This is a genomic window from Pseudooceanicola marinus (assembly GCF_020177265.1).
In the GTDB taxonomy this organism is placed as follows: domain Bacteria; phylum Pseudomonadota; class Alphaproteobacteria; order Rhodobacterales; family Rhodobacteraceae; genus Pseudooceanicola; species Pseudooceanicola marinus_A.
Genome location: NZ_JAIVMC010000006.1, coordinates 214,358 through 234,877 on the forward strand (window position 1 = coordinate 214,358; position 20,520 = coordinate 234,877).

Consider the following 20,520-nt stretch of genomic DNA (forward strand, 5'->3'; position numbering starts at 1 on the left):
TTTTCATTGATTGCGTCCTGATCCCCGGACCCTGCTCCGGGTCCCGATCGGGATCACTCGTCGGAGGTCTTGCCCGCTTCCAGCGCATCCAGGCGGGCCTTCAGCACGGCGTTTTCCTCACGCGCCTTCTGGGCCATGGTGCGCACGGCATCGAATTCCTCGCGAGTGACGAAATCGCGGTCCGCCAGCCAGCGGTCGATCATCGAGTTGAAGGCGGTTTCCGCCTCGTCCTTGGCGCCCTGGGCGACACCCATGGCATTGGTCATCAGCTGCGACATGTCGTCGAAGAACTTGTTGCGGGTCTGCATGGGGTCTCTCGCGTCTGCGGTTACGTTACCCTGCAATATGGGCCTCAACGCGCCTGGCCTCAACCCGTCCCGACCGGGGCACTGCAGATTGCCGGGCAGCGGGTGTCCGGCCCGCGGCCCGGGTCCGCTTGACAGTCAAAGCCGGGGGCGGGCAAGTAGCGGGCATGCGAGCCGTGATCCCCTTCCCCGACCTGTCGCCCGAGATTTTCTCGATCTCCCTCTTCGGCGCCGAGTTCGCCCTGCGCTGGTATGCGCTGGCCTACCTGGTGGGCATCGGGCTGGGCTACCTGCTCTGCCGCGCCGCCCTGGGCCGGGACCGGCTGTGGCCCGCTACCCGGGCGCCCATGCGCAAGGACCAGCTGGATGACCTGCTGACCTGGATGATCCTCGGCATCATTATCGGCGGGCGCCTGGGCTTCGTGCTGTTTTACGAACCCGCCTATTACCTCTCCCACCCGGCCGAGATCCTGCGCATCTGGCAGGGCGGCATGGCCTTCCACGGCGGCTTCCTCGGGGTCTGTGTCGCCACGCTGATCTTCTGCCGCCGCAACGCCATCCCGCTGGGATCGACCGCCGACATGCTGGCCCTGGCCGCGCCGCCGGGCCTGATGCTGGGCCGGATCGCCAACTTCGTGAATGCCGAGCTGTGGGGCCGCCCGACCGACGCGCCCTGGGGCGTGATCTTCCCCGGCCCGGCGGCGCAGAACTGCCCCGAGGTCGAGGGGCTTTGCGCGCGCCACCCCTCGCAGCTTTACGAAGCCGGGCTGGAAGGGCTGGTTCTGGGCCTGCTGCTGATCGCGCTGGCCTTCGGCACCCGCACCCTGCGCGCCCCCTGGCGCCTGACGGGCGTCTTCCTGACGGGCTATGGCCTGGCCCGCTTCGTCGTCGAATTCTACCGCCTGGCCGATGCGCAGTTCATCACGCCGGACAACCCGCACGGCCATGTCCTGCGCCTGACCGAGACGCTGGGCCTGACCATGGGCCAGCTGCTGTCGCTGCCGATGGTGATCATCGGGCTGGCCGTCATCGCCTGGTCCTTCCGCAAGCGCCCTGCCCTCGCATGAACGCCCTGACCGAGATCCTGCGCGCCCGCATCGCGGCGGAGGGCCCCCTGCCGCTGGACGCCTACATGCGCGCCTGCCTGCTGGACCCGGCGCATGGCTATTACACCACCCAGACCAGCATCGGGGCGGAGGGTGATTTCACCACCGCGCCGGAGATCAGCCAGATGTTCGGCGAACTTCTGGGCCTGGCCCTGGCGCAGAGCTGGCTGGACCAGGGGCGCCCCGCCGCCTTCCTGCTGGCCGAGCTGGGCCCGGGGCGTGGCACGCTGATGGCAGACATCCTGCGCGCCACCCGGGCCGTGCCGGGCTTTCACGAGGCCGCCCAGATCCTGCTGGTCGAGGCCTCGCCGCGCCTGCGCGAGGCGCAGCGCGCCCGGCTGGCGGGCCATGCACCGGTCTGGGTCGACGATCTGTCGAACCTGCCGCCCCTGCCCCTGTTCCTGGTCGCCAACGAGTTCTTCGACGCCCTGCCGATCCGCCAGTTCCGCCGCGCGGCAGGCGAGCTGTGGCAGGAACGCGTGGTCACCGCCACGGACGACGGGTTGGCGCCCGACTGGGCGACGCCGGCGCCGCAGGCGGCCCTGGACTACCGCCTGGGCGATACAGAGGCGGGCGACGTGGTCGAACTGTCGCCCGAGGCGCAGGCCTGGGGCGGAACGCTCGGCCAGCACATCACCGGCCAGGGCGGCGTGGCGCTGATCGTCGACTATGGCGACGCGCGCTCTTTCGGGGATACCTTCCAGGCGCTGCGCCACCACGGCTTCGCCGATCCCTTCGCCAGCCCCGGGGAGGCCGACCTGACAGCCCACGTGGATTTCGGCGAACTGGCCCGCGCCGCCCTGCCCGCGACAGCCACACGACTGGAAACCCAGGGCGTCTTCCTCGAACGGCTGGGCATCACCGCCCGCGCACAGGCCCTGGCCAAGGGGCTGAGCGGCGCCGCGCTTGACGCCCATGTGACCGCACATCGCCGCTTGACCCACCCCGAGGAAATGGGGACGCTCTTCAAGATTCTGGCGCTGACACCCCCGGGCCAGCGCCCTCCGCCGGGGCTGCAACCCGGCCTGACCCCCTGACCGCCAGCGCCCGGCCGCCCCGGACGCCCAGCCCGACCACCTGCCACCCGCTGAAACGTCCCCTTCAAGGCTCACCATGACCCTCGAAATCATCACCTCCCCGGCCCTTGCCCCCATCCGGCACGGCTTCTTCACCCGCAAGGGCGGCGCCTCTTCGGGGATCTTCGCCGGGCTGAACTGCGGCACCGGGTCCTCCGACCAGGCCGAGATCGTGGCGATCAACCGCTCCCGCGTCGCCGGCGCGATGGAGGTGGCCCCTGGCGACCTGGCCCTGGCCAAACAGGTGCATTCCGCCCGCGCCGTGCCGGTGACGGAGCCGCCCCACCCCGCCCCCGAAGCCGACGCCCTGGTCACCGCGACCCCCGGCGTGGCCCTGGCCGTGCTGACCGCCGACTGCCAGCCCGTGCTGCTGGCCGACCCGGAGGCACAGGTGATCGCTGCTGCCCACGCCGGCTGGCGCGGCGCGCTGGACGGCGTGCTGGAAGCCACGCTGGACAGCATGGTCGAGCTGGGGGCAGAGCGCGGCCGCATACGCGCCGTCATCGGCCCGACGATTAGCCAGCGCGCCTACGAGGTGGGTCCGGAGTTCCTGGAGGACTTCATGATCGAAGACCCGGAAAACAGCCGGTTCTTCGCCGGGGGCGAAGGCGACCGCATGCACTTCGACCTGCCCTCCTTCGGCCTGCACCGGCTGCGCAGCGCGGGCGTGGGCGAGGCGGAGTGGACCCGGCACTGCACCTACTCGGACCCCGAACGCTTCTTCTCCTACCGGCGGGCGACACACGCGGGCGAGGCGGACTACGGGCGCCTGATCTCGGTCATCTGCCTTTAGGCGAGGCAACGCCGATACGACCGGCCAGGCCAAATTTCCACTAAATGGTCACAATTCACCCCATGCTGGCCGCATTGTCGGGCGATGGTTAGCCATTGAGAGACTCCGCCGGGCAACCGGCCAGAAGACACAGGTGAGCGTCATGCGTGCACAGACCAAGCGTTGGATGAAATCCGTGATCGAAACCGCCAAGACGGCCCAGGTCTCCCTGCCCTACAACCGCGCGACGCGCGGTACCCGCGCCGCCGAGCTGCGCAGCGACACGGACAAGGCGCGCGGCGTCGCCTGACCCGGGCACATCTGCGCCCCGAAACGCCGAAGCCCCGCCGGAGCGGGGCTTTTTCATGTCCGGTCCCGGCTGCCCTCAGGCGTCGCGCGCCAGCCGCTCCTCCAGCACCTCGAAAGGCACGCCGGGTTCGTCCTTGGCGCCCCGGATCACCAGCGAGGTCTTCACGCTGGCGACGTTCTCCGCCGCCGTCAGCTCACTGGTCAGGAAGCTCTGGAAGGTCGACAGGTCGGGGGCCACGCATTTCAGGATGAAGTCCACCTCGCCGTTCAGCATGTGGCATTCGCGCACCAGCGGCCAGCCGCGACAGCGCATCTCGAAGGCCACCAGATCCGCCTCGGCCTGGCTCTGCAGCCCCACCATGGCAAAGACCTGCACCTCGAAGCCCAGCTCACGGCTGTCGACCTCGGCGTGGTAGCCGCGGATATACCCCTGCTCTTCCAGGGTGCGGACCCGACGCAGGCAGGGCGGCGCCGATATGCCCACCCGCTTGGCCAGCTCGACGTTGGTCATGCGACCATCGGCCTGCAGTTCGGCCAGGATTTTCCTGTCGATCGGATCCAGTCTGGTTCCAGGCATCATGTTCTCCCGAATTTGCGATTCTTATACCACCGCCATCCGGGTGAGCAATAAAGTTTCACAACTGCGCAAGAATAAGTCGTGAGGGCTGACAAATCCGGCGCCTTCACGGGCAAGTCAGCCCACGCGCCCGCTCGCTTGCATGGACGCAGGCGCCGACTTAAGTAGGCAGGAGCTTTATTTCAAAGGGGACTCCGGGATGACCGAGACGCGCAAGACCAAGGTTCTGATCATCGGCTCCGGCCCGGCGGGCTACACCGCAGGGGTCTATGCCAGCCGCGCCATGCTGGAACCGATCCTGGTCCAGGGGATCGAACCGGGCGGCCAGCTGACCACCACCACCGAGGTCGAGAACTGGCCCGGCCAGACCGAGATCCAGGGCCCCGACCTGATGGTCAACATGGAAGCCCACGCCCGCGCCATGGGCACCGAGATCGTCGGCGACATCATCACCGACCTGGACCTCAGCAAGCGGCCCTTCGTGGCCAAGGGCGACAGCGGCAGCCAATACATCGCCGACGCGGTGATCCTGGCCACCGGCGCCCGCGCAAAATGGCTCGGCCTCGACAGCGAAGAGGCCTTCAAGGGCTTCGGCGTCTCGGCCTGCGCCACCTGTGACGGCTTCTTCTACCGTGGCCAGGAAATCGTGGTGATCGGCGGCGGCAACACCGCCGTGGAAGAGGCGCTGTTCCTGACCAACTTCGCCTCCAAGGTCACGCTGATCCACCGCCGCGGCGAGCTGCGCGCCGAGAAGATCCTGATCGACCGCCTGATGAAGAACCCGAAGATCGAGCCGCTGTGGCACCACACGCTGGACGAGGTCGTGGGCGAGGACAACCCGAAGGGCGTCGAGGCCGTGAAGGTGAAGCACGTGGACACCGGCGAAGTGACCGAGATCCCCTGCAAGGGCGTCTTCGTGGCCATCGGCCATGCCCCGGCCAACGAGCTGGTGAAGGACCAGCTGGAGCTGCACAACGGCGGCTACGTGAAGGTCACCCCGGGCTCCACCGCGACCTCTGTGCCCGGTGTCTTCGCCGCCGGCGACCTGACCGACCACAAGTACCGCCAGGCCGTCACCTCCGCCGGCATGGGCTGCATGGCGGCGCTAGATGCGGAACACTTCCTGGCGGCCGAAGGCCTGGCCGAGGCGCCGACCATCGACACCCCCGAGGACGTGGCCGAGATCAGCTGATCCGCGCGCCCTGGTCGCAGAATGGCAAGGGGCCGGTCCGTTGGACCGGCCCTTTTTCCGTGGATGTCCCTGCCCAGCTTCTGATGCTCCGCTTCTGAAACGCGAAACGGCCCGCGCGTGGGCGCGAGCCGTTCGGTCATCTCTCGATGCGGCGCCTCAGGGCGCTTCAGTGCACCGTCACCGGCGCCAGGTCGTTCTGGCGCGCCAGGATGAAGGCGGTTTCACGGTCGCGCACGAGGGCCAGGCGTTCGCCCATCGAATCGTGGACGGCGAAAAGCTGTTTCACCCCGGGCACCTGTTCCCGCACATCCTCGGGCAGATCGTCGGCCTTCACGGCACGCACGTACACCACTTTCGCGGCTTCGCTGAGGATGGCCGTTTCATCGTAATCTTGATCATAGGTCATGGCGTTACCCCTTTCGATTGTCTCTTTCAGCCGCGGCGGATGTCGATCCGCTGGATCACGCGCTCGGGCTCGGCCCGGCTCAGGTCCACATGCAGCAGGCCGTTTTCCATCACCGCTTCGCCCACTTCGACCCCTTCTGCGAGGACGAAACTGCGCTGGAACTGCCGCGCCGCGATCCCGCGGTGCAGGAAGACGCGCCCGTCGCCGTCATCGGTCTGGCGGCCCCGGATGACCAGCTGCCGGTCTTCCAGCGTGATCGCCAGATCCTCTTCGGCAAAGCCCGCCACCGCGAGGGTGATGCGATATGAATTCTCGGATGTTTGTTCGATGTTGAAGGGCGGATAGCCCTCGTTTCCGGATTTCGCGCTGCGTTCCAGCAGCCGTTCCAATTGTTCGAACCCGAGAAGATAGGGGTGCGACCCCAGGGTCAACTTGCTCATTCCTTGCGTCCTTGGCGTAAAGCGACGTCTGATGCGAACCTCCCGTCAGCGGCAAGGTCCGTACTCTCAATATGGGGAGGGGGCGGACGGGCTGCAAGGTTTTTGCGAATACCGCCGTTTGCGCTATCCTGAATGCCCGGCCCAAACAGAGCGAATCAGCCATGAATGCCCCCACCGACATCTCCATGAAGACCGACGAGGTGCTGCGGGTGGAGCTGGAGCATTTCCGCGCCGAACACCGCGACCTCGACGAGGCGATCAAGGCGCTGGAAGACCGCGCCACCTCGGACCGGCTGACCATCCAGCGGCTGAAGAAGAAGAAGCTGGCGCTGAAGGACCGGATCGCCCTGATCGAGGACCGGCTGACCCCCGACATCATCGCCTGAGGTTCACGCAGGCCGCGCCAGACGGCACGAAAAAGGCGCCCCGGAGATCCGCGGCGCCCTTTGCTGTCGTATCCGCTGGCGTCAGCTCAGCGGGGTGATCAGGTTGACGTGGCCCATCTTGCGGCCCGCGCGGGTCTCGGCCTTGCCGTAGAGGTGCAGCGCCGCACCCGACCGCGTGGCCAGTTCCGGCACCCGGTCCATGTCGTCGCCGATCAGGTTCTCCATCACCACGTTGGAATGGCGTTGCCCGTCGCCCAGGGGCCAGCCGGCCACGGCGCGGATATGCTGTTCGAACTGGTCCACGGCGCAGCCGTTCTGCGTCCAGTGACCCGAGTTGTGCACCCGCGGCGCGATCTCGTTCACCACCAGCCCCTTGGGTGTCACGAACAGCTCCACCCCCATGACACCGACGTAATCCAGCGCGCCGAGTATCTTCGCGGCCAGCAGCACCGCATCGGTGCGCAGGCTGGCAGGGATCGCGGCGGGCACGGTGGTTTCGCGCAGGATACCCTCGCGGTGGACGTTCTCGCCCGGATCGAAACAGGCCACGGCCCCGTCCAGCCCACGCGCCCCGATGATCGAGATCTCGGCGCTGAAGTCGACGAAGCCTTCCAGCACGGCGGGCGCGCCCTGCAGCTCGCCCAGGGCGTCACCAGCCTGGGCGGCGTCGGTGATCCGCACCTGCCCCTTGCCGTCATAGCCGAAGCGGCGGGTCTTCAGGATCGCCGGGGCGCCGAAGGCGGCCAGCGCGGTCTCCAGCGAGGCGAGATCGGTGATGTCGGCATAGGGCGCCGTGGTCAGGCCCAGCTCCGACAGGTAGTCCTTTTCGGTCAGCCGGTCCTGGCTGACGCGCAGCGCCTCGCGCCCTGGCCGGATCGGGCAGATCGCCTCGATCACGTCCAGCGCCGAGGTCGGGATGTTCTCGAACTCATAGGTCACCACGTCGACGGATTCGGCAAAGGCTCGCAGCGCGGCCTCATCGTCGTAACCGGCGGTGGTCAGCTGGTCGGCAACCTGGCCCGCGGGCGGGTTGGCGCCCGGCTCGAAGACGTGGGATTTCAGCCCGAGGCGGGAGGCTGCCACGGCCAGCATCCGGCCCAGCTGGCCGCCGCCCAGGATGCCGATGGTCGCGCCGGGGGCAAGCATGTCAGTCATCGGACGGCTCCTCGGGGATGGAGGCCGACAGGGCCTCGCGCCAAGCATCCAGCCGGGCAGCGAGATCGGCATCGGCATTGGCCAGGATACCGGCCGCCATCAGGCCCGCGTTGGCAGCACCGGCCGCGCCGATGGCCATGGTGGCAACAGGGAAACCCTTGGGCATCTGGACGATGGAATAGAGGCTGTCGACGCCCGACAGCGCCCGCGTCTGCACTGGCACGCCGATCACCGGCACCCGGGTCTTCGAAGCCATCATGCCCGGCAGATGCGCGGCCCCGCCAGCGCCGGCGATGATCACCTGAAGCCCCCGGCCCGCGGCCTCGCGCCCGTAGGACCACAGGCGGTCCGGCGTGCGATGCGCCGAGACGATCTTCGCCTCGTAGGGCACGCCCAACTCATCCAGGATGGTGGCGGCCTCCTTCATCGTCGGCCAGTCCGACTGGCTGCCCATGATGATTCCGACCTTGATTGCGCTCATCTGCCTGCCTCCGCGGGGGGATCCGAGCCGCGTTTATAGTGGATTTGCCGTCAGGAGCAATCGGCGCGGCGCTCGCCCGGCCCCGATATCGCCCAGAAGCTGCCGACCAGGCGATCAGCTCCTGATCAGGGCCTTTTCGCCGCAGGTGGCGACCTCAGGGTCAACGGCCGGTGACACCGCCCCTGTCTTCACTTCGTCGAAAATACTCCGGGGGGAATTGAGCCGCAGGCTCGAGGGGAGCAGCGCCCCCTGCCCCGCCCGCTCCAGGTGCTATCCGATGAACCGTGGCGCCAGTTCCGCGCCCAACCAGGCCAGGCGTCCGCCTGAGATGGTGGCGCCGACGCGGCCCGTGTCGGGATCGAGGATCACCAGGTCGGCGCGTTTGCCCGCCTCCAGCGTCCCGCGATCGGCGAGCCCCAGCATCGCCGCCGGGCCGGAAGAAACGAGACCCCAGGCCGCCTCGATCCCGATCTCGGACGCCAGCTTCAGCGCCGCCTGGCGTGGCGCCGGATAGTGGTAGTCGGAGGCCAGGGCGGTGCAGAGCCCCTCGGCCACCAGTTCCGCCGCCGAGACCTTCTTCGCATGGGATCCCCCGCGCACCACGTTGGGCGCACCCAGCACGACCGGATCGCCGTCCGCCCGGGCCTCGGCGGCGGCCGCGCGGGTTTCGGGGAACTCGGACACCCGGGCGCCAAGCGCGCGCCAATGCTGCCGATCTTCGGGCGTGGCATCGTCGTGACTGCCGACCAGAAGACCGGACCGGGCGCCGATAAGGGCGGCGAGCGCGGCAGGCACCTCGGCCATGCGGTCGTGCAGCGCCTGCATCATCGCCAGATGCGCCTCCGGGCTGCGCCCGGATTTCAGTGCCTGGCCGGTCAGCCGCGGCGGCTTCTTCCCCGCCGTCAGCGCGGCATGGGGCAGATGGTCGTTCAGCACCAGGTAGCGGATATCATGCCGGTCGATCAGCGCCGCGGCGCGCGGGAAGGCGTCGATCAGCGACACCTCCAGCCGCAGCTGCAGGCGCAGGTCCACCGCCTGTGAGGGTGCCAGGGCGGCGTGGGCCGCGGCCATGGCCTCGGCGAAGTCGGGGCTGCGCATGCCGCCTTCCCAGGAAAAGAACTGCGCCAGCATCGCCGTGGTGATCCCGTTCACCGCCAGCTCGGCCGCCGCCATCGCCAGCCCGTCGCCCAGGTCGCGCAGGGCACCGCGCCGGGGCGCCAGGTGACGTTCGAACCCGTCGCCATGGGCGTCGACGATGCCCGGCAGGACCCACCAGCCGGACAGGTCCACCGCGCGACCGGGGCAGCCTTCGACGAGCCGCCCGTCCGCCAGCCCAAGGGGCGCCTCGGTCAGGCCGCACGGGCGCAGCACGCGGGCGCCGGTCAGGTGAAGATCGGGCAGCAGGGGCAGGGTCATGGCGCGCGCCGGTCTGCCGGGCCGCGCAAAGGGCGGGGTGCGTGGAACATGGCGCCTCGATAGCACCCGGTCGGGCCACGGGAAAGCACCCTGGCGTCAGCGTAGACCCGGCCCGGTGCGCCCTCGGTGCCGGGATCAGTTCGTGGGCTGCAGGCCCAGCTCGCGGTAGGCCGCCGGGTAGACCAGCCGCTCCTCGGCAAAGGCCGTTCCGGCCGCGATCGGGTAGAGCAGGGTCTGATCCGCGCAATAGGGCGAGGTGAGGTTCTCGGCGGACTTGTAGGTAAAACCGAACCGCTGGTAGTAGCGCCCGTCGCCCAGCACGGTAATCGCCTTGGCCCCCGAACGGCGCGCGGCGTCGAGCCCGTAGCGGACCAGCTCGCTGCCGATGCCGCGGCTGCGCCACTGCGGCAGCACACCCAGCGGCGACAGCGCCACCCAGCCGTCCGGCGACGGATGATGCGAGAACCCGATATAGCCCACCACATGCCCGTCGAGCAGCCCCAGGAGTTCCACCGCCATGTCCCCGGCCTTGCGCAGTTCCGAGACAAGATGCGCCTGCGAGGGCCCCTCATAGGCCTGCGTCAGCAGGTTGTAGACCCCGATTTCATGTTCGGAGGCGTAGAGCTTGTGCAGGATCTCCGGTTTGCGCGGCATGCTGGCTCTCCTACGGGACAGTTGCGGAACGGGCCGCCTGGGACCCTCGAAGAAAGCCTAACGACGAAGTGTCCCACGGGTCAGCCCCCCAAATCGAGGCGCGGCCCCGAAAGCGGCGCCCACGCGACAAGGCGCTGAAATATGTGACAAAGACCGCGAAAGGAGAGCAAAAAGCCGCCGGTCGCGCAACACGGGCATGCCCGTTGGCACCAGCTGCCTTCCGACAGCGGCGAGAGACGAAAAAGGGGGCCCGAAGGCCCCCTTTCCCAAAGGTCTCGACGTGCGGCGGGACGATCCCGCCGCGTGGTCGGCTGATTACATCATGCCGCCCATGCCGCCCATGCCGCCCATGTCGGGGGCGCCGCCACCGGCACCTTCCTTCTGGGGCTTGTCGGCAACCATCGCCTCGGTGGTGATCAGCAGGCCGGCGATGCTGGCTGCATCTTCCAGCGCGGTGCGGGTCACCTTGGCGGGGTCGATCACACCGAAGGCGAACATGTCGCCGTATTCTTCGGTCTGAGCGTTGAAGCCGAACTTCAGGTCGTCGGATTCGCGGACCTTGCCAGCCACCACGGCGCCGTCGACGCCGGCGTTCTCGGCGATCTGACGCAGCGGAGCTTCCAGGGCGTTGCGGACCAGCTTGATGCCGGCGTCCTGATCGGGGTTTGCGCCCTTCAGGCCGTCCAGCGACTTGCCACCCTGCACCAGGGCGACGCCGCCGCCAACGACGATGCCTTCCTGCACGGCCGCGCGGGTCGCGTTCAGGGCGTCATCGACGCGGTCCTTGCGTTCCTTGACTTCCACTTCGGTCAGGCCGCCGACGCGGATGACGGCCACGCCGCCTGCCAGCTTGGCAACACGTTCCTGCAGCTTCTCACGGTCGTAGTCGGAGGTGGTTTCCTCGATCTGCGTGCGGATCTGGGAAACGCGGGCCTCGATCTCGGCCTTGTCGCCATTGCCGTCGACGATGGTGGTCTCGTCCTTGGTGATGTTGACGGTCTTGGCGGTGCCCAGCATGTCCATGGTGACATTCTCGAGCTTCATGCCCAGATCTTCGGAGATCACCTGGCCGCCGGTCAGGATCGCAATGTCCTGCAGCATGGCCTTGCGACGGTCACCGAAGCCCGGCGCCTTGACGGCAGCGATCTTCAGACCACCGCGCAGCTTGTTCACGACGAGGGTCGCCAGGGCTTCGCCCTCGACGTCTTCGGCGATGATCAGCAGCGGCTTCTGCGACTGGATGACCTGCTCGAGCAGCGGGACCAGCGGCTGCAGCGACGAGAGCTTCTTCTCGTGCAGCAGGATCATGCAGTCTTCCAGCTCGGCGACCATCTTGTCGGCGTTGGTGACGAAGTAGGGGGACAGGTAGCCGCGGTCGAACTGCATGCCTTCCACGACTTCGACTTCGGTTTCCATGCCCTTGTTTTCTTCAACGGTGATGACACCGTCGTTGCCAACTTTCTGCATGGCTTCGGCGATCATCTTGCCGATGCCCTCTTCGCCGTTGGCGGAGATGGTGCCGACCTGAGCGACTTCGCCGCTGTCGTTGACGGGGCGCGCTGCGGCCTTGATGGCCTCGACGACCTTGGCGGTGGCCAGGTCGATGCCGCGCTTCAGGTCCATCGGGTTCATGCCGGCGGACACGGCCTTCACGCCGTCCTTGACGATGGCCTGGGCCAGCACGGTTGCGGTGGTGGTACCGTCACCGGCTTCGTCGTTGGTGCGGGAAGCGACTTCCTTCACCATCTGTGCGCCCATGTTCTCGAACTTGTCTTCCAGTTCGATTTCCTTGGCGACCGACACACCGTCCTTGGTGATGCGGGGCGCGCCGAAGGATTTGTCCAGGACCACGTTGCGGCCTTTCGGGCCGAGGGTCACCTTCACCGCGTCGGCGAGGGTGTTGACGCCCTTGAGCATCTTGTTGCGGGCATCGGTGTCGAACTTGACGTCCTTAGCAGCCATGATGTTTCTCCTGAGAAATCAGTTGCGGGGAAAAGCGTGGGGTCTCCGATCCGGGGATCAGGAGAGGATGCCCATGATGTCGCTTTCCTTCATGATCAGCATTTCCTTGCCATCAAGGGTGATCTCGGTGCCGGACCACTTGCCGAACAGAACGCGATCGCCTTCCTTGACGGACATGGCAACCAGTTCACCGTTGTCCTTGCGGGCGCCTTCGCCCACGGCCTTGATCACGCCCTCGGCGGGCTTTTCCTTGGCGCTGTCGGGGATGATCAGACCACCGGAGGTCTTTTCTTCGCTCTCGACGCGCTCGACGAGCACGCGGTCATGCAGCGGTTTGAATGCCATCTTCGAGGCTCCTTGGCTCAAAGTTTATCCCTGTTCCGCCGTAAGCGGCGGGCCGTTATCACTCAGCTCCCCCGAGTGCTAACGGAACGGAGATAGGCAAGCCCCGCGAGTGAGTCAACAAGCGGGTGCGCGAAAATTTTCGCCGCACCTGCAAAGCGCGGAAGATGCGACCGGGACAGGCAGGACGGCCGGCAGCGAAGCCCGAGGGCCCCCGCCCTAGGACATCTCCGCGCGCCCCTTCTCGGTGAGCTGGTAGATCCCCTTTTCCACCTTCTCGAACCAGCCGTAGTGGTTGTCGCGCATCAGCGTGGTGGCACGGACGACGCCGGTCGCGGCCTTCACCGCCGCCCCCCTACTGGGTCCGTGTTCGGCCAGGTGGGCCGCGCAGCGCAGCGCGTCCTGGCGGTAGGCAGTGACGATCCGGCCCGCGGCGCCGCCGCGGTTCGGGTCCCCGTCGCGGCGCTGAAACTCGCGCAGCAGCCGGGTCTGCCGTGCCTTCACCTTGCGTGGGGCATAGGGCCCCGGATCGCACTGCGCCTCGACGAAGCCGTCCGACAGCCGCACCGTGAGCAGGCCCAAGCCCAGACGGCGGCACAGCGCCACGTGCCGCGCCAGGGTCTTGCGCCCCTTCACCTGCGGAATGGCCAGGTAGACCGCATCCGAGATCTTCAGCCGCTCCAGCGCCTGGTGCAGCAGTTGCAGCGACATGGCCAGCTTCAGCTCGACAATGACCGGATCGGGGTCGCCCGCGCGCAGGCCCACCACGTCGGCCCCGGCCACCTCGGATTTCACCTCGTAGCCCTGCCCTTCCAGGAAGGTCTTCACGGGCGGGTAGAGATCGGTTTCGAGGGGCTGCGTCATGGGCGAGAGATAGCCCGCCCCGCGGCCCTGCGGCAAGCCACCGCCCGCGTGCTGCAATGCGGCGGGTGACAGCGCCGCGGCGCACCACTATAAAACAGCCGAATTCGCGCATTTCCCCTGATGACCAAGGAAGATCCCGCCATGACGATCAAGGTTTTCGGCCACAAATCCCCCGACACCGATTCCACCGGCTCCCCGCTGATCTGGGCCTGGTACCTGAATGAGGTCAAAGGCACCCCGGCCGAGGCGAAACTGCTGGGCCAGCCCAACACCGAGGCCGCCTTCGTGGTCGAGAAATGGGGGTTCGACACGCCCGAGATCATCTCCGGCGTGTCGGCCGAGGATGACGTGGTCATCGTCGACACCAACAACCCCGCCGAGCTGCCCGAGGCGATCAACGACGCCAACGTCATCCAGATCATCGACCACCACAAGCTGACCGGCGGCCTGGAAACCAAGGGCCCGATCGACATCACCATCAAGCCGCTGGCCTGCACCGCCACGATCATGCACGAGATGATGGGCGCCGATGCCGACAAGATGCCCGACAACATCAAGGGCGCGATGCTGTCCTGCATCCTCTCCGACACGCTGGAATTCCGCTCGCCCACCACGACCGAGCAGGACAAGGCCCTGGCCGAGAAACTGGCGGCGGAGCTGAACCTGGACCTGGGCGCCTATGCCAGCGAGATGTTCGAGGCCAAGTCCGACATCTCCGCCTTCTCGGACGCCGAGCTGATCCGCATGGACAGCAAGGAATATGCCGTCGACGGCACCAAGTTCCGCGTTTCCGTGCTGGAAACCACCGCGCCGAAACTGGTGCTGGATCGCCAGGCGTCGATCATGGACAGCTTCAAGGCTGTCGAGGCCGAGGATGGCGTCGACCAGGTGCTGCTGTTCGTCGTGGACATCCTGAAGGAAGAAGCGACCCTCTTCGTGCCCAACGACCTGGTGAAGGGCGTGGCCGAGAAGAGCTTCGGCGTGACGGTCGAGGGCGACAAGGTCGTGCTGCCCGGCGTGATGAGCCGCAAGAAGCAGATCATCCCGAACCTCAAGGTCTGAGGCCGTCGGCAGGAAGATCCGGAAAAGGCGTCCCGCGGGGCGCCTTTTTTGCATGGGTCGGGCGGTGACGGCAGCGAGGGCGGGGGGCTTTGCGCCCTGCCCGAGGCGCGCGCCGCCGCGGGCGGGCGAAACCCGGAGCGATCGCTGCCGGGCGTCGCCCCTTTCCAGTCAACCCGGAACCTGCTTAATTCGCGGCCAAGGGAAAAGGAGGAAATCATCATGACCCAGGGCTTCGACACGCTGCAGATCCACGCCGGCGCCGAACCGGATCCGGCCACCGGCGCGCGCCAGGTGCCGATCTACCAGACCACCGCCTATGCCTTCCGCGACGCGGACCACGCGGCGGCGCTCTTCAACCTGCAGGAAGTAGGCTACATCTACTCGCGCCTGACCAACCCGACCGTGGCGGCGTTGCAGAACCGCATGGCAGCGCTGGAAGGTGGCGCGGGGGCGGTCTGCTGTTCGTCGGGCCATGCAGCACAGATCATGGCGCTGTTCCCGCTGATGGCGCCGGGGATGAACATCGTCGCCTCCAACCGGCTCTACGGCGGCACGATCACCCAGTTCAGCCAGACCTTCAAACGCTTCGGCTGGTCCTGCACCTTCGTCGACCTGGATGACGAAGAGGCCGTGAAGGCCGCCATCGACGAGAACACCCGCGCCATCTTCTGCGAGACCATCGCCAACCCCGGCGGCTATGTCACCGACGTGCCCGCCATGGCGAAGATCGCCGATGCCGCCGGCATCCCGCTGATCGTCGACAACACCTCGGCCACCCCGGCCCTGGCGCGCCCGATCGAGATGGGCGCGACGCTGGTGGTGCATTCGATGACCAAGTACCTGACCGGCAATGGCACCGTCACCGGCGGCTGCGTCGTGGATTCGGGCAAGTTCGACTGGTCCGCCTCGGACAAGTTCCCCTCGCTCTCGGCCCCGGAACCCGCCTACCACGGGCTGAAGTTCCACGAGACCTTCGGCGAGCTGGCCTTCACCTTCCATTCCATCGCCATCGGGCTGCGCGATCTGGGCATGACCCTGAACCCGCAGGCGGCGCATTACACCCTTATGGGGATCGAGACCCTGTCGCTGCGCATGGCCAAGCACGTGGAGAACGCCCGCGCGGTGGCCCAATGGCTGGAGGCCGACCCGCGCATCGAAGCCGTGACCTGGCCGGGCCTCGAAAGCAGCCCCTACTACAAACGCGGCCAGCAGATCGTGCCCAAGGGCGCGGGCGCGCTGTTCACGGTCTCCGTGAAGGGCGGCTACGACGCCTGCGTAAAGCTGGTGGACAGCCTGAAGCTCTTCTCCCACGTGGCGAACCTCGGCGACACGCGCTCGCTGATCATCCATTCGGCCTCGACCACGCACCGGCAGCTGACCGAGGACCAGCAGCGCGCCGCAGGGGCAGCCCCCGAAGTGGTGCGCCTGTCCATCGGCACTGAGGATCCGGCGGACCTGATCGCCGATCTGGACCAGGCACTGACGGCAGCCACGGCCTGAGCCGGGCACGGGACATTTGAGCCCTGACACGGCGCGGGCGGCCCTGGCGGCCCGCGCCTTTTTCGTGCCCGCCGCAGAGCCTCGCGTGCATGACATATTGATGACAGCGCGCGTGACGGCGCATTGCCTACTGGCCGCGCGCGCCCCTTTGCGCCATATGAAGGCCAAACGCCCCAGCCTGACCGGAGCCGCCATGACCCGCATCGTCCCGACCCTCGCCGACATCGCCGCCGACTACGACGCCTTCTTCGTCGACCTCTGGGGCTGCGTCCATGACGGGGTGAAGGCCCTGCCCGATGCGGTCGCCGCCCTGCAAGAAGTGCGCAAGGCGGGCAAGCACGTGGTGCTGGTGACGAACTCCCCCCGCCCGCGCGCCGGCGTGCAGGCGCAGATCGCCGGCTTCGGCGTGCCCGAGGATGCCTGGGACACCATCGCCACCTCCGGCGACAGCGCCCGGGCCGCCATGTACAACGGCATCGTCGGCCATAAGGTGTTCCACATCGGCGAACCGGGCGACGATCCCTTCTTCCACCCGCTGGAAATCCAGGAAAACCCGATCGAGATCACCCGGGTGCCCCTGGACGAGGCCGAGGGCGTGGTCTGCACCGGCCCCTTCGACACCATGGCCCCGCCGGAGGACCTGCGGCCGGAACTGCTGCTGGCCAAGACGAAGGGCCTGAAACTGCTCTGCGCCAACCCCGACATCGTGGTGGACCGGGGCGAGACCCGCGAATGGTGCGCCGGCGCGGTGGCGAAGCTCTATACCGAGATGGGCGGCGAGAGCCTCTATTTCGGCAAGCCGCATCCGCCGATCTACGACCTGGCCCGGATGCGCCTGCAACAGCTGGGCCCGGTGCCGTCCGAAAGCCGCATCCTGGCCATCGGCGACGGCATCCACACCGACGTGCAGGGCGGCCTGGGCGAGGGGATCGACACGCTCTTCATCACCGGTGGCCTGGCGGCCGGGGAGACCAAGACCACCGACCAGCCCGATCCCGCCGCGCTGGAGACCTATATCGAGGCCAACCGCATGACCCCCACCTACGCCATCGGCTTCCTCCGCTGAGGCCCCGGGCGGGTGGCCCCGGGGCGGCCCGCCAAAAGGCTTGATCTCGCATCCGCAGCGTAATATTGTTTCGCAAGGGCCGCCCGGCCCTTCACATAATTACGCACCGAATTCGCACCTCGCCATGGGCCGGGGCGGAAGACCCGGATGGAGGGGTGGATGTTGGACAATTTCCCGCGCGGCACGATCTGCATCGAGGACATCGAGATGGGCATGACCCGTCACCTGCGGAAGGAGGTGACGGACGAGGACATCGAAATGTTTGCCCAGGTCTCCACCGACCGGAACCCGGTGCACCTGGACGATGCCTATGCCCAGGACACGATCTTCGAGGGGCGCATCGCCCATGGCATGCTGACCGCCGGGCTGGTGTCTGCGGTGATCGGCGAACAGCTGCCCGGTCACGGAACGGTCTACATGGGTCAGACCCTGAAGTTCCTGGCCCCCGTGCGCCCCGGCGACGTGGTGACGGCCGAGGTCGAGGTGACCGACATCGACCATGGCAAGCGGCGGGTGAAGCTGGATTGCCGCTGCATGGTGGCCGGCAAGAAGGTGATGATCGGCGAGGCCACGGTGCTGGCGCCGTCGCGCAAGTTCGACTGAACGCGCAGGGGGCGCTGCCCCCGTCTCCGTGCCGGAGACTCCCCCGGAGTATTCTGGACGAGGTGAAGGGAGGGGGACGGCGCCCGGACAGGCGCCCGCCCGTCGAGATTGAAAGCCTGGCACGCGCCCGTCTTCGAAAGGCCGCCAAGCAAGGGCACCGTTTCGCCCCGTCATCTTGTCGGGCAAGCTGGCCCGGCGCAGACCGGAAACCCGCCGAGACCTTGCCCGGCTGCTGGACAGGGGGCGCGGGACGCGCAACATGGCGCCATGAGCGAGCCCGTTTCCCTGCCCCGTGATGCCGCGCTGCTGGCGCGCAGCCCCCTGCCCGGCTGGGCGCAATCCCTGCTGCTGTTTCTCTGGCGCCAACTCTGGGCGGGGTTGTTCGCAGGGATCATCCTGATCTCGCTGATCGTCACCTCGGTCCTCTGGCAGGAGGAGTGGGCGCTGGCGCGTTATGATTTCCTGGTGGGGCTGGCGGTGCTGACCCAGGTCCTGCTGCTGGCCTTCCGGCTGGAGACCTGGGAGGAAGCCAAGGTGATCGCGCTCTTCCATCTGACGGGGACGGTGATGGAGTGGTTCAAGGTCTCCGCCGGGTCCTGGGCCTATCCCGAACCGGGGCTGCTGAAGCTTTTCGAAGTGCCGCTGTTCACCGGGTTCATGTATGCCAGCGTCGGCAGCTACATCGCCCGGGCCTTTCGCCTGTTCGGGGCCGTCTTCGCCCCCTACCCGCCCTTCTGGGCGTCCGTCCTGCTGGCCGTGGCGATCTACGTCAACTTCTTTGCCCACCACTGGCTGCCCGACATCCGGCTGGCGCTGTTCGCGGCCACCCTGCTGTTGTTTGCCCGCACGCGGATGTGGTTCCGCCTGCGTGCCTGGCACTGGATCCCCTTTCCCCTGGCCGCCCTGGGCATCGCCTTTGCCCTGTGGATCGCCGAGAACATCGGGACACTGTCGGGCACCTGGATCTACCACCGACAGGCGGAGTTCGAACTTGTCTCCCTGTCGAAGATGGGGTCGTGGTATCTGCTGTTCTTCGTCAGCTTCACCACCGTCACCCTGGTGATGCGCGGCCAGTTGCGGCGCGATGCCGTCCGCCCCGAAAAGGGCGCCTAGTCGGTCAGCCCTGCCACTGCAGGAAGGCCCAGACCAGAACCCCGAAGACGATCAGGTTGAAGGCATAGCCAGCCAGGGCGTTCAGCCACATGTTGCGCCGTTGGCGGGCCGGGTTCCACTGACCGAGGGCCGCATCGAACCGGCGGAAGGAGGAGGTCAGGCGCGCGGGGTCCATCCGCGCGGCCAGGCGCGGGTCCTGCATCTGGGCTCGGGTCGCCAGGATCTTCTTCGCCTCGCGCCGCGCGGGCGCCGGCAGGTCGCGCCCGGCCCGCCGGGTCAGCCGGTCGAGATCGGCGTCACGCAGGTGCAGGTGCCCGCGCTTGCCGCCCAGCTTGCGGCGCAGCCGGCGGGCGCTGCGGCCCATGCGGCTGTCGAGGGAATTGAGCGTGTCGGCCATGGCTCTCTCCGGTCCTGCCGCAGCCCCGGAACGGGGCGATGCGGCGCGCCACAGGATAGCCGTGACGACGCGGCCCGACAAGCCGATGCGCTTGCCCGCCTTCTGGCGCGCAAGGGCCCGCTGTGCAGCCCTGCGCGCCCGCCCTGCGGGATGGGGCCCGCGCAGGTTCTGGCGTGGCGCGCAGGACCGCGCTATGCATCGCCCATGCTGAACAGGATCCGCCAGGACGGCCCCGCCGACGCCACCCCTCTCGTCATCGCCCATGGCCTCTTCGGGTCGGGGCGGAACTGGGGCGTGATCTCCAAACGCCTGTCCGCGGACCGCACGGTCATCGCCGTGGACATGCGCAACCACGGCTTCTCCGACTGGAGCGAGGATCACGGCTACCCGGCCATGGCCGCCGACCTGGCCGAGGTGATCGAGGCCGAGGGCCGCCCCTGTCACGTGCTGGGCCATTCCATGGGCGGCAAGGCCTCGATGACCCTGGCGCTGACCCGGCCCGACCTGGTGGACCGGCTGGTGGTCGCGGACATCGCCCCCGTCACCTACAGCCACAGCCAGCAGGAGTTCATCAATGCGATGAAATCGGTCGACCTGTCGACCGTCACCCGCCGCTCGGACGCCGAGGCGCAGCTCGCCAAGGCCGGCGTGGGCCGCTCCCTGCAGAGCTTCTTCACCCAGAGCTTGGACGCGCCGGAGAAACGCTGGCGGCTGAACCTCGATGTGCTGGAGGCGGAGATGCCGAAGATCATGTCCTTCCCCGAGGATCTGACGACACCCTTCGAGGGCGAGACGCTGTTCCTGTCGGGGGCCGAGAGCGACTACGTGAAACCGGAGTATCGCGAGCGGATCCGCGCGCTGTTCCCGCAGTCGCATTTCGCCAAGATCCCGGGTGCGGGCCACTGGCTGCATGCCGAGAAGCCACGCGAGTTCGAGGCCGCGGTCTCCGCCTTCCTCGCCGCCGGCTGACGGGCCAGGGGGCGGCCTGGGCAGACGCGCTCAGTCATCTCCGGCGATCCGCCGGGCAATCCCCCAGGCCAGCGGCGCGGCCAGCACGAACCCCGCCCCGGCCGCCAGCAGCAGTGGCCGCAGGCTCTGCCCGCCATTGACCAGCACGAGGACCACGAAGCTGCTGGCGAGCATGGTGGAGGTCAGGGAATAGAGAATCGCGGCAAGGCGGCGCATGGGCCATGTTCCTTTCGATGACAGCCCCGGCCGGGGCCGCCAGGCATCATCCCCGCGGTCGCGGTGCTCGCCTTGATCCTCGTCAACATCTCCCCCGCTCCCGGCTCCGGCCCGCAACTTTTTGCGCGACGGTGGAACCTTGCCCCCCGGG

Annotated in this window: 25 protein-coding genes; 12 read left to right on the forward strand and 13 right to left on the reverse strand. The window is 67.8% G+C overall.

Translation table 11 applies throughout. The features are described 5' to 3' along the window. Positions 1-53: 53 nt before the first annotated feature. Complete coding sequence (locus tag LC066_RS11865; protein ID WP_224899208.1) at positions 54-308, reverse strand: accessory factor UbiK family protein; 255 nt, start codon at positions 306-308, stop codon at positions 54-56. A gap of 164 nt (positions 309-472) precedes the next feature. Between LC066_RS11865 and lgt the strand changes: the two genes are divergently transcribed. The 4 genes from lgt (at position 473) to LC066_RS11885 (ending at position 3,569) form a co-directional block, all read left to right on the forward strand. Further along, the gene (lgt, locus tag LC066_RS11870) at positions 473-1,372 is read left to right on the forward strand and encodes a prolipoprotein diacylglyceryl transferase (RefSeq protein ID WP_224899210.1); all 900 of its coding nucleotides are present in this window, start codon (positions 473-475) and stop codon (positions 1,370-1,372) included. Continuing rightward, a complete protein-coding gene (locus LC066_RS11875; RefSeq protein WP_224899212.1) occupies positions 1,369-2,448 on the forward strand; it encodes a class I SAM-dependent methyltransferase in 1,080 nt (359 codons plus the stop codon). The genes lgt and LC066_RS11875 overlap by 4 nt, the downstream gene beginning before the upstream one ends. Positions 2,449-2,524: 76 nt before the next feature. Continuing rightward, positions 2,525-3,280 carry a peptidoglycan editing factor PgeF gene (gene pgeF, locus LC066_RS11880; RefSeq protein WP_224899214.1) on the forward strand — a complete coding sequence of 252 codons (756 nt, stop codon included), beginning with the start codon at positions 2,525-2,527 and terminating at the stop codon, positions 3,278-3,280. A gap of 142 nt (positions 3,281-3,422) precedes the next feature. Then, a complete protein-coding gene (locus LC066_RS11885) occupies positions 3,423-3,569 on the forward strand; it encodes a hypothetical protein (RefSeq protein ID WP_224899217.1) in 147 nt (48 codons plus the stop codon). 75 nt (positions 3,570-3,644) lie between these two features. Here LC066_RS11885 and LC066_RS11890 read toward each other — a convergent pair whose 3' ends face one another. Further along, positions 3,645-4,145, reverse strand: a complete 501-nt coding sequence (locus LC066_RS11890) for an Lrp/AsnC family transcriptional regulator (protein WP_085887747.1) — start codon at positions 4,143-4,145, stop codon at positions 3,645-3,647. A 199-nt stretch (positions 4,146-4,344) separates the two neighbouring features. Between LC066_RS11890 and trxB the strand changes: the two genes are divergently transcribed. Beyond that, positions 4,345-5,337 carry a thioredoxin-disulfide reductase gene (gene trxB / locus LC066_RS11895; protein WP_224899220.1) on the forward strand — a complete coding sequence of 331 codons (993 nt, stop codon included), beginning with the start codon at positions 4,345-4,347 and terminating at the stop codon, positions 5,335-5,337. A 166-nt stretch (positions 5,338-5,503) separates the two neighbouring features. Here the strand turns inward: trxB and LC066_RS11900 are convergent, their stop codons facing one another. Together LC066_RS11900 and LC066_RS11905 are read right to left on the reverse strand one after the other, a co-directional pair. After that, positions 5,504-5,743: a DUF1150 family protein gene (locus LC066_RS11900; RefSeq protein WP_222480909.1), complete on the reverse strand. Its 240-nt coding sequence runs from the start codon at positions 5,741-5,743 to the stop codon at positions 5,504-5,506. Positions 5,744-5,769: 26 nt separating this feature from the next. After that, a complete protein-coding gene (locus LC066_RS11905) occupies positions 5,770-6,183 on the reverse strand; it encodes an Hsp20 family protein (RefSeq protein ID WP_085887750.1) in 414 nt (137 codons plus the stop codon). Between the two features lie 161 nt (positions 6,184-6,344). Here LC066_RS11905 and LC066_RS11910 point away from each other — a divergent pair, with 161 nt between their 5' ends. Beyond that, complete coding sequence (locus LC066_RS11910) at positions 6,345-6,569, forward strand: YdcH family protein (protein WP_222480907.1); 225 nt, start codon at positions 6,345-6,347, stop codon at positions 6,567-6,569. An 81-nt stretch (positions 6,570-6,650) separates the two neighbouring features. Here the strand turns inward: LC066_RS11910 and LC066_RS11915 are convergent, their stop codons facing one another. From LC066_RS11915 to LC066_RS11945, 7 genes are all read right to left on the reverse strand, one after another. After that, on the reverse strand, positions 6,651-7,724 hold the full coding sequence (locus tag LC066_RS11915) for a 5-(carboxyamino)imidazole ribonucleotide synthase (RefSeq protein ID WP_224899223.1): 1,074 nt from the start codon (positions 7,722-7,724) through the stop codon (positions 6,651-6,653). Beyond that, positions 7,717-8,205 (reverse strand): 5-(carboxyamino)imidazole ribonucleotide mutase, encoded by a 489-nt coding sequence (gene purE, locus LC066_RS11920; protein WP_224899226.1) that lies wholly within the window; start codon positions 8,203-8,205, stop codon positions 7,717-7,719. The genes LC066_RS11915 and purE overlap by 8 nt, the downstream gene beginning before the upstream one ends. 270 nt (positions 8,206-8,475) lie before the next feature. Next, entirely contained in the window at positions 8,476-9,621 is a 1,146-nt protein-coding gene (locus LC066_RS11925) for an alpha-D-ribose 1-methylphosphonate 5-triphosphate diphosphatase (RefSeq protein ID WP_224899229.1), read from the reverse strand. A gap of 135 nt (positions 9,622-9,756) precedes the next feature. Beyond that, the gene (locus LC066_RS11930) at positions 9,757-10,275 is read right to left on the reverse strand and encodes a GNAT family N-acetyltransferase (RefSeq protein ID WP_224899232.1); all 519 of its coding nucleotides are present in this window, start codon (positions 10,273-10,275) and stop codon (positions 9,757-9,759) included. A gap of 315 nt (positions 10,276-10,590) precedes the next feature. Next, positions 10,591-12,237 carry a chaperonin GroEL gene (gene groL / locus LC066_RS11935; protein WP_224899234.1) on the reverse strand — a complete coding sequence of 549 codons (1,647 nt, stop codon included), beginning with the start codon at positions 12,235-12,237 and terminating at the stop codon, positions 10,591-10,593. A gap of 57 nt (positions 12,238-12,294) precedes the next feature. Next, on the reverse strand, positions 12,295-12,582 hold the full coding sequence (locus tag LC066_RS11940; RefSeq protein WP_085887759.1) for a co-chaperone GroES: 288 nt from the start codon (positions 12,580-12,582) through the stop codon (positions 12,295-12,297). A gap of 216 nt (positions 12,583-12,798) precedes the next feature. Further along, positions 12,799-13,443, reverse strand: coding sequence for a DUF2161 domain-containing phosphodiesterase (locus LC066_RS11945; protein WP_224899237.1), 645 nt, complete (start codon positions 13,441-13,443; stop codon positions 12,799-12,801). Between the two features lie 141 nt (positions 13,444-13,584). Here LC066_RS11945 and LC066_RS11950 point away from each other — a divergent pair, with 141 nt between their 5' ends. The 5 genes from LC066_RS11950 (at position 13,585) to LC066_RS11970 (ending at position 18,787) form a co-directional block, all read left to right on the forward strand. After that, a complete protein-coding gene (locus tag LC066_RS11950; protein ID WP_224899489.1) occupies positions 13,585-14,505 on the forward strand; it encodes a manganese-dependent inorganic pyrophosphatase in 921 nt (306 codons plus the stop codon). Positions 14,506-14,724: 219 nt separating this feature from the next. Next, positions 14,725-16,005 (forward strand): O-acetylhomoserine aminocarboxypropyltransferase/cysteine synthase family protein, encoded by a 1,281-nt coding sequence (locus LC066_RS11955; protein WP_224899240.1) that lies wholly within the window; start codon positions 14,725-14,727, stop codon positions 16,003-16,005. A 193-nt stretch (positions 16,006-16,198) separates the two neighbouring features. Next, entirely contained in the window at positions 16,199-17,071 is an 873-nt protein-coding gene (locus tag LC066_RS11960; RefSeq protein WP_224899243.1) for a TIGR01459 family HAD-type hydrolase, read from the forward strand. A 159-nt stretch (positions 17,072-17,230) separates the two neighbouring features. Continuing rightward, complete coding sequence (locus tag LC066_RS11965) at positions 17,231-17,674, forward strand: MaoC family dehydratase (protein ID WP_224899246.1); 444 nt, start codon at positions 17,231-17,233, stop codon at positions 17,672-17,674. A 267-nt stretch (positions 17,675-17,941) separates the two neighbouring features. After that, positions 17,942-18,787, forward strand: a complete 846-nt coding sequence (locus LC066_RS11970) for a DUF817 domain-containing protein (protein ID WP_224899249.1) — start codon at positions 17,942-17,944, stop codon at positions 18,785-18,787. 4 nt (positions 18,788-18,791) lie between these two features. Here the strand turns inward: LC066_RS11970 and LC066_RS11975 are convergent, their stop codons facing one another. Beyond that, positions 18,792-19,184: a hypothetical protein gene (locus tag LC066_RS11975; protein WP_224899252.1), complete on the reverse strand. Its 393-nt coding sequence runs from the start codon at positions 19,182-19,184 to the stop codon at positions 18,792-18,794. 204 nt (positions 19,185-19,388) lie between these two features. On the opposite strand from LC066_RS11975, the gene LC066_RS11980 reads away from it, so the two are divergent. Then, positions 19,389-20,153 carry an alpha/beta fold hydrolase gene (locus LC066_RS11980; protein ID WP_224899255.1) on the forward strand — a complete coding sequence of 255 codons (765 nt, stop codon included), beginning with the start codon at positions 19,389-19,391 and terminating at the stop codon, positions 20,151-20,153. Positions 20,154-20,183: 30 nt separating this feature from the next. Here LC066_RS11980 and LC066_RS11985 read toward each other — a convergent pair whose 3' ends face one another. Further along, positions 20,184-20,369, reverse strand: a complete 186-nt coding sequence (locus LC066_RS11985; protein WP_224899258.1) for a CTP synthetase — start codon at positions 20,367-20,369, stop codon at positions 20,184-20,186. Positions 20,370-20,520 lie beyond the last annotated feature (151 nt).

Bases quoted from the DNA above. Each gene is read 5' to 3' on its own strand.
- LC066_RS11875 (WP_224899212.1), top strand. From the start codon at position 1,369: ATGAACGCCCTGACCGAGATCCTGCGCGCCCGCATCGCGGCGGAGGGC.
- LC066_RS11965 (WP_224899246.1), top strand. From the start codon at position 17,231: ATGTTGGACAATTTCCCGCGCGGCACGATCTGCATCGAGGACATCGAG.
- LC066_RS11915 (WP_224899223.1), bottom strand. From the start codon at position 7,724: ATGACTGACATGCTTGCCCCCGGCGCGACCATCGGCATCCTGGGCGGC.
- LC066_RS11890 (WP_085887747.1), bottom strand. From the start codon at position 4,145: ATGCCTGGAACCAGACTGGATCCGATCGACAGGAAAATCCTGGCCGAA.
- LC066_RS11865 (WP_224899208.1), bottom strand. From the start codon at position 308: ATGCAGACCCGCAACAAGTTCTTCGACGACATGTCGCAGCTGATGACC.
- lgt (WP_224899210.1), top strand. From the start codon at position 473: ATGCGAGCCGTGATCCCCTTCCCCGACCTGTCGCCCGAGATTTTCTCG.
- LC066_RS11985 (WP_224899258.1), bottom strand. From the start codon at position 20,369: ATGCGCCGCCTTGCCGCGATTCTCTATTCCCTGACCTCCACCATGCTC.
- LC066_RS11900 (WP_222480909.1), bottom strand. From the start codon at position 5,743: ATGACCTATGATCAAGATTACGATGAAACGGCCATCCTCAGCGAAGCC.
- LC066_RS11925 (WP_224899229.1), bottom strand. From the start codon at position 9,621: ATGACCCTGCCCCTGCTGCCCGATCTTCACCTGACCGGCGCCCGCGTG.
- trxB (WP_224899220.1), top strand. From the start codon at position 4,345: ATGACCGAGACGCGCAAGACCAAGGTTCTGATCATCGGCTCCGGCCCG.
- LC066_RS11885 (WP_224899217.1), top strand. From the start codon at position 3,423: ATGCGTGCACAGACCAAGCGTTGGATGAAATCCGTGATCGAAACCGCC.
- LC066_RS11945 (WP_224899237.1), bottom strand. From the start codon at position 13,443: ATGACGCAGCCCCTCGAAACCGATCTCTACCCGCCCGTGAAGACCTTC.
- groL (WP_224899234.1), bottom strand. From the start codon at position 12,237: ATGGCTGCTAAGGACGTCAAGTTCGACACCGATGCCCGCAACAAGATG.
- LC066_RS11910 (WP_222480907.1), top strand. From the start codon at position 6,345: ATGAATGCCCCCACCGACATCTCCATGAAGACCGACGAGGTGCTGCGG.
- LC066_RS11980 (WP_224899255.1), top strand. From the start codon at position 19,389: ATGCTGAACAGGATCCGCCAGGACGGCCCCGCCGACGCCACCCCTCTC.
- LC066_RS11955 (WP_224899240.1), top strand. From the start codon at position 14,725: ATGACCCAGGGCTTCGACACGCTGCAGATCCACGCCGGCGCCGAACCG.
- LC066_RS11905 (WP_085887750.1), bottom strand. From the start codon at position 6,183: ATGAGCAAGTTGACCCTGGGGTCGCACCCCTATCTTCTCGGGTTCGAA.
- LC066_RS11960 (WP_224899243.1), top strand. From the start codon at position 16,199: ATGACCCGCATCGTCCCGACCCTCGCCGACATCGCCGCCGACTACGAC.
- LC066_RS11930 (WP_224899232.1), bottom strand. From the start codon at position 10,275: ATGCCGCGCAAACCGGAGATCCTGCACAAGCTCTACGCCTCCGAACAT.
- LC066_RS11970 (WP_224899249.1), top strand. From the start codon at position 17,942: ATGAGCGAGCCCGTTTCCCTGCCCCGTGATGCCGCGCTGCTGGCGCGC.
- LC066_RS11975 (WP_224899252.1), bottom strand. From the start codon at position 19,184: ATGGCCGACACGCTCAATTCCCTCGACAGCCGCATGGGCCGCAGCGCC.
- LC066_RS11940 (WP_085887759.1), bottom strand. From the start codon at position 12,582: ATGGCATTCAAACCGCTGCATGACCGCGTGCTCGTCGAGCGCGTCGAG.
- LC066_RS11950 (WP_224899489.1), top strand. From the start codon at position 13,585: ATGACGATCAAGGTTTTCGGCCACAAATCCCCCGACACCGATTCCACC.
- pgeF (WP_224899214.1), top strand. From the start codon at position 2,525: ATGACCCTCGAAATCATCACCTCCCCGGCCCTTGCCCCCATCCGGCAC.
- purE (WP_224899226.1), bottom strand. From the start codon at position 8,205: ATGAGCGCAATCAAGGTCGGAATCATCATGGGCAGCCAGTCGGACTGG.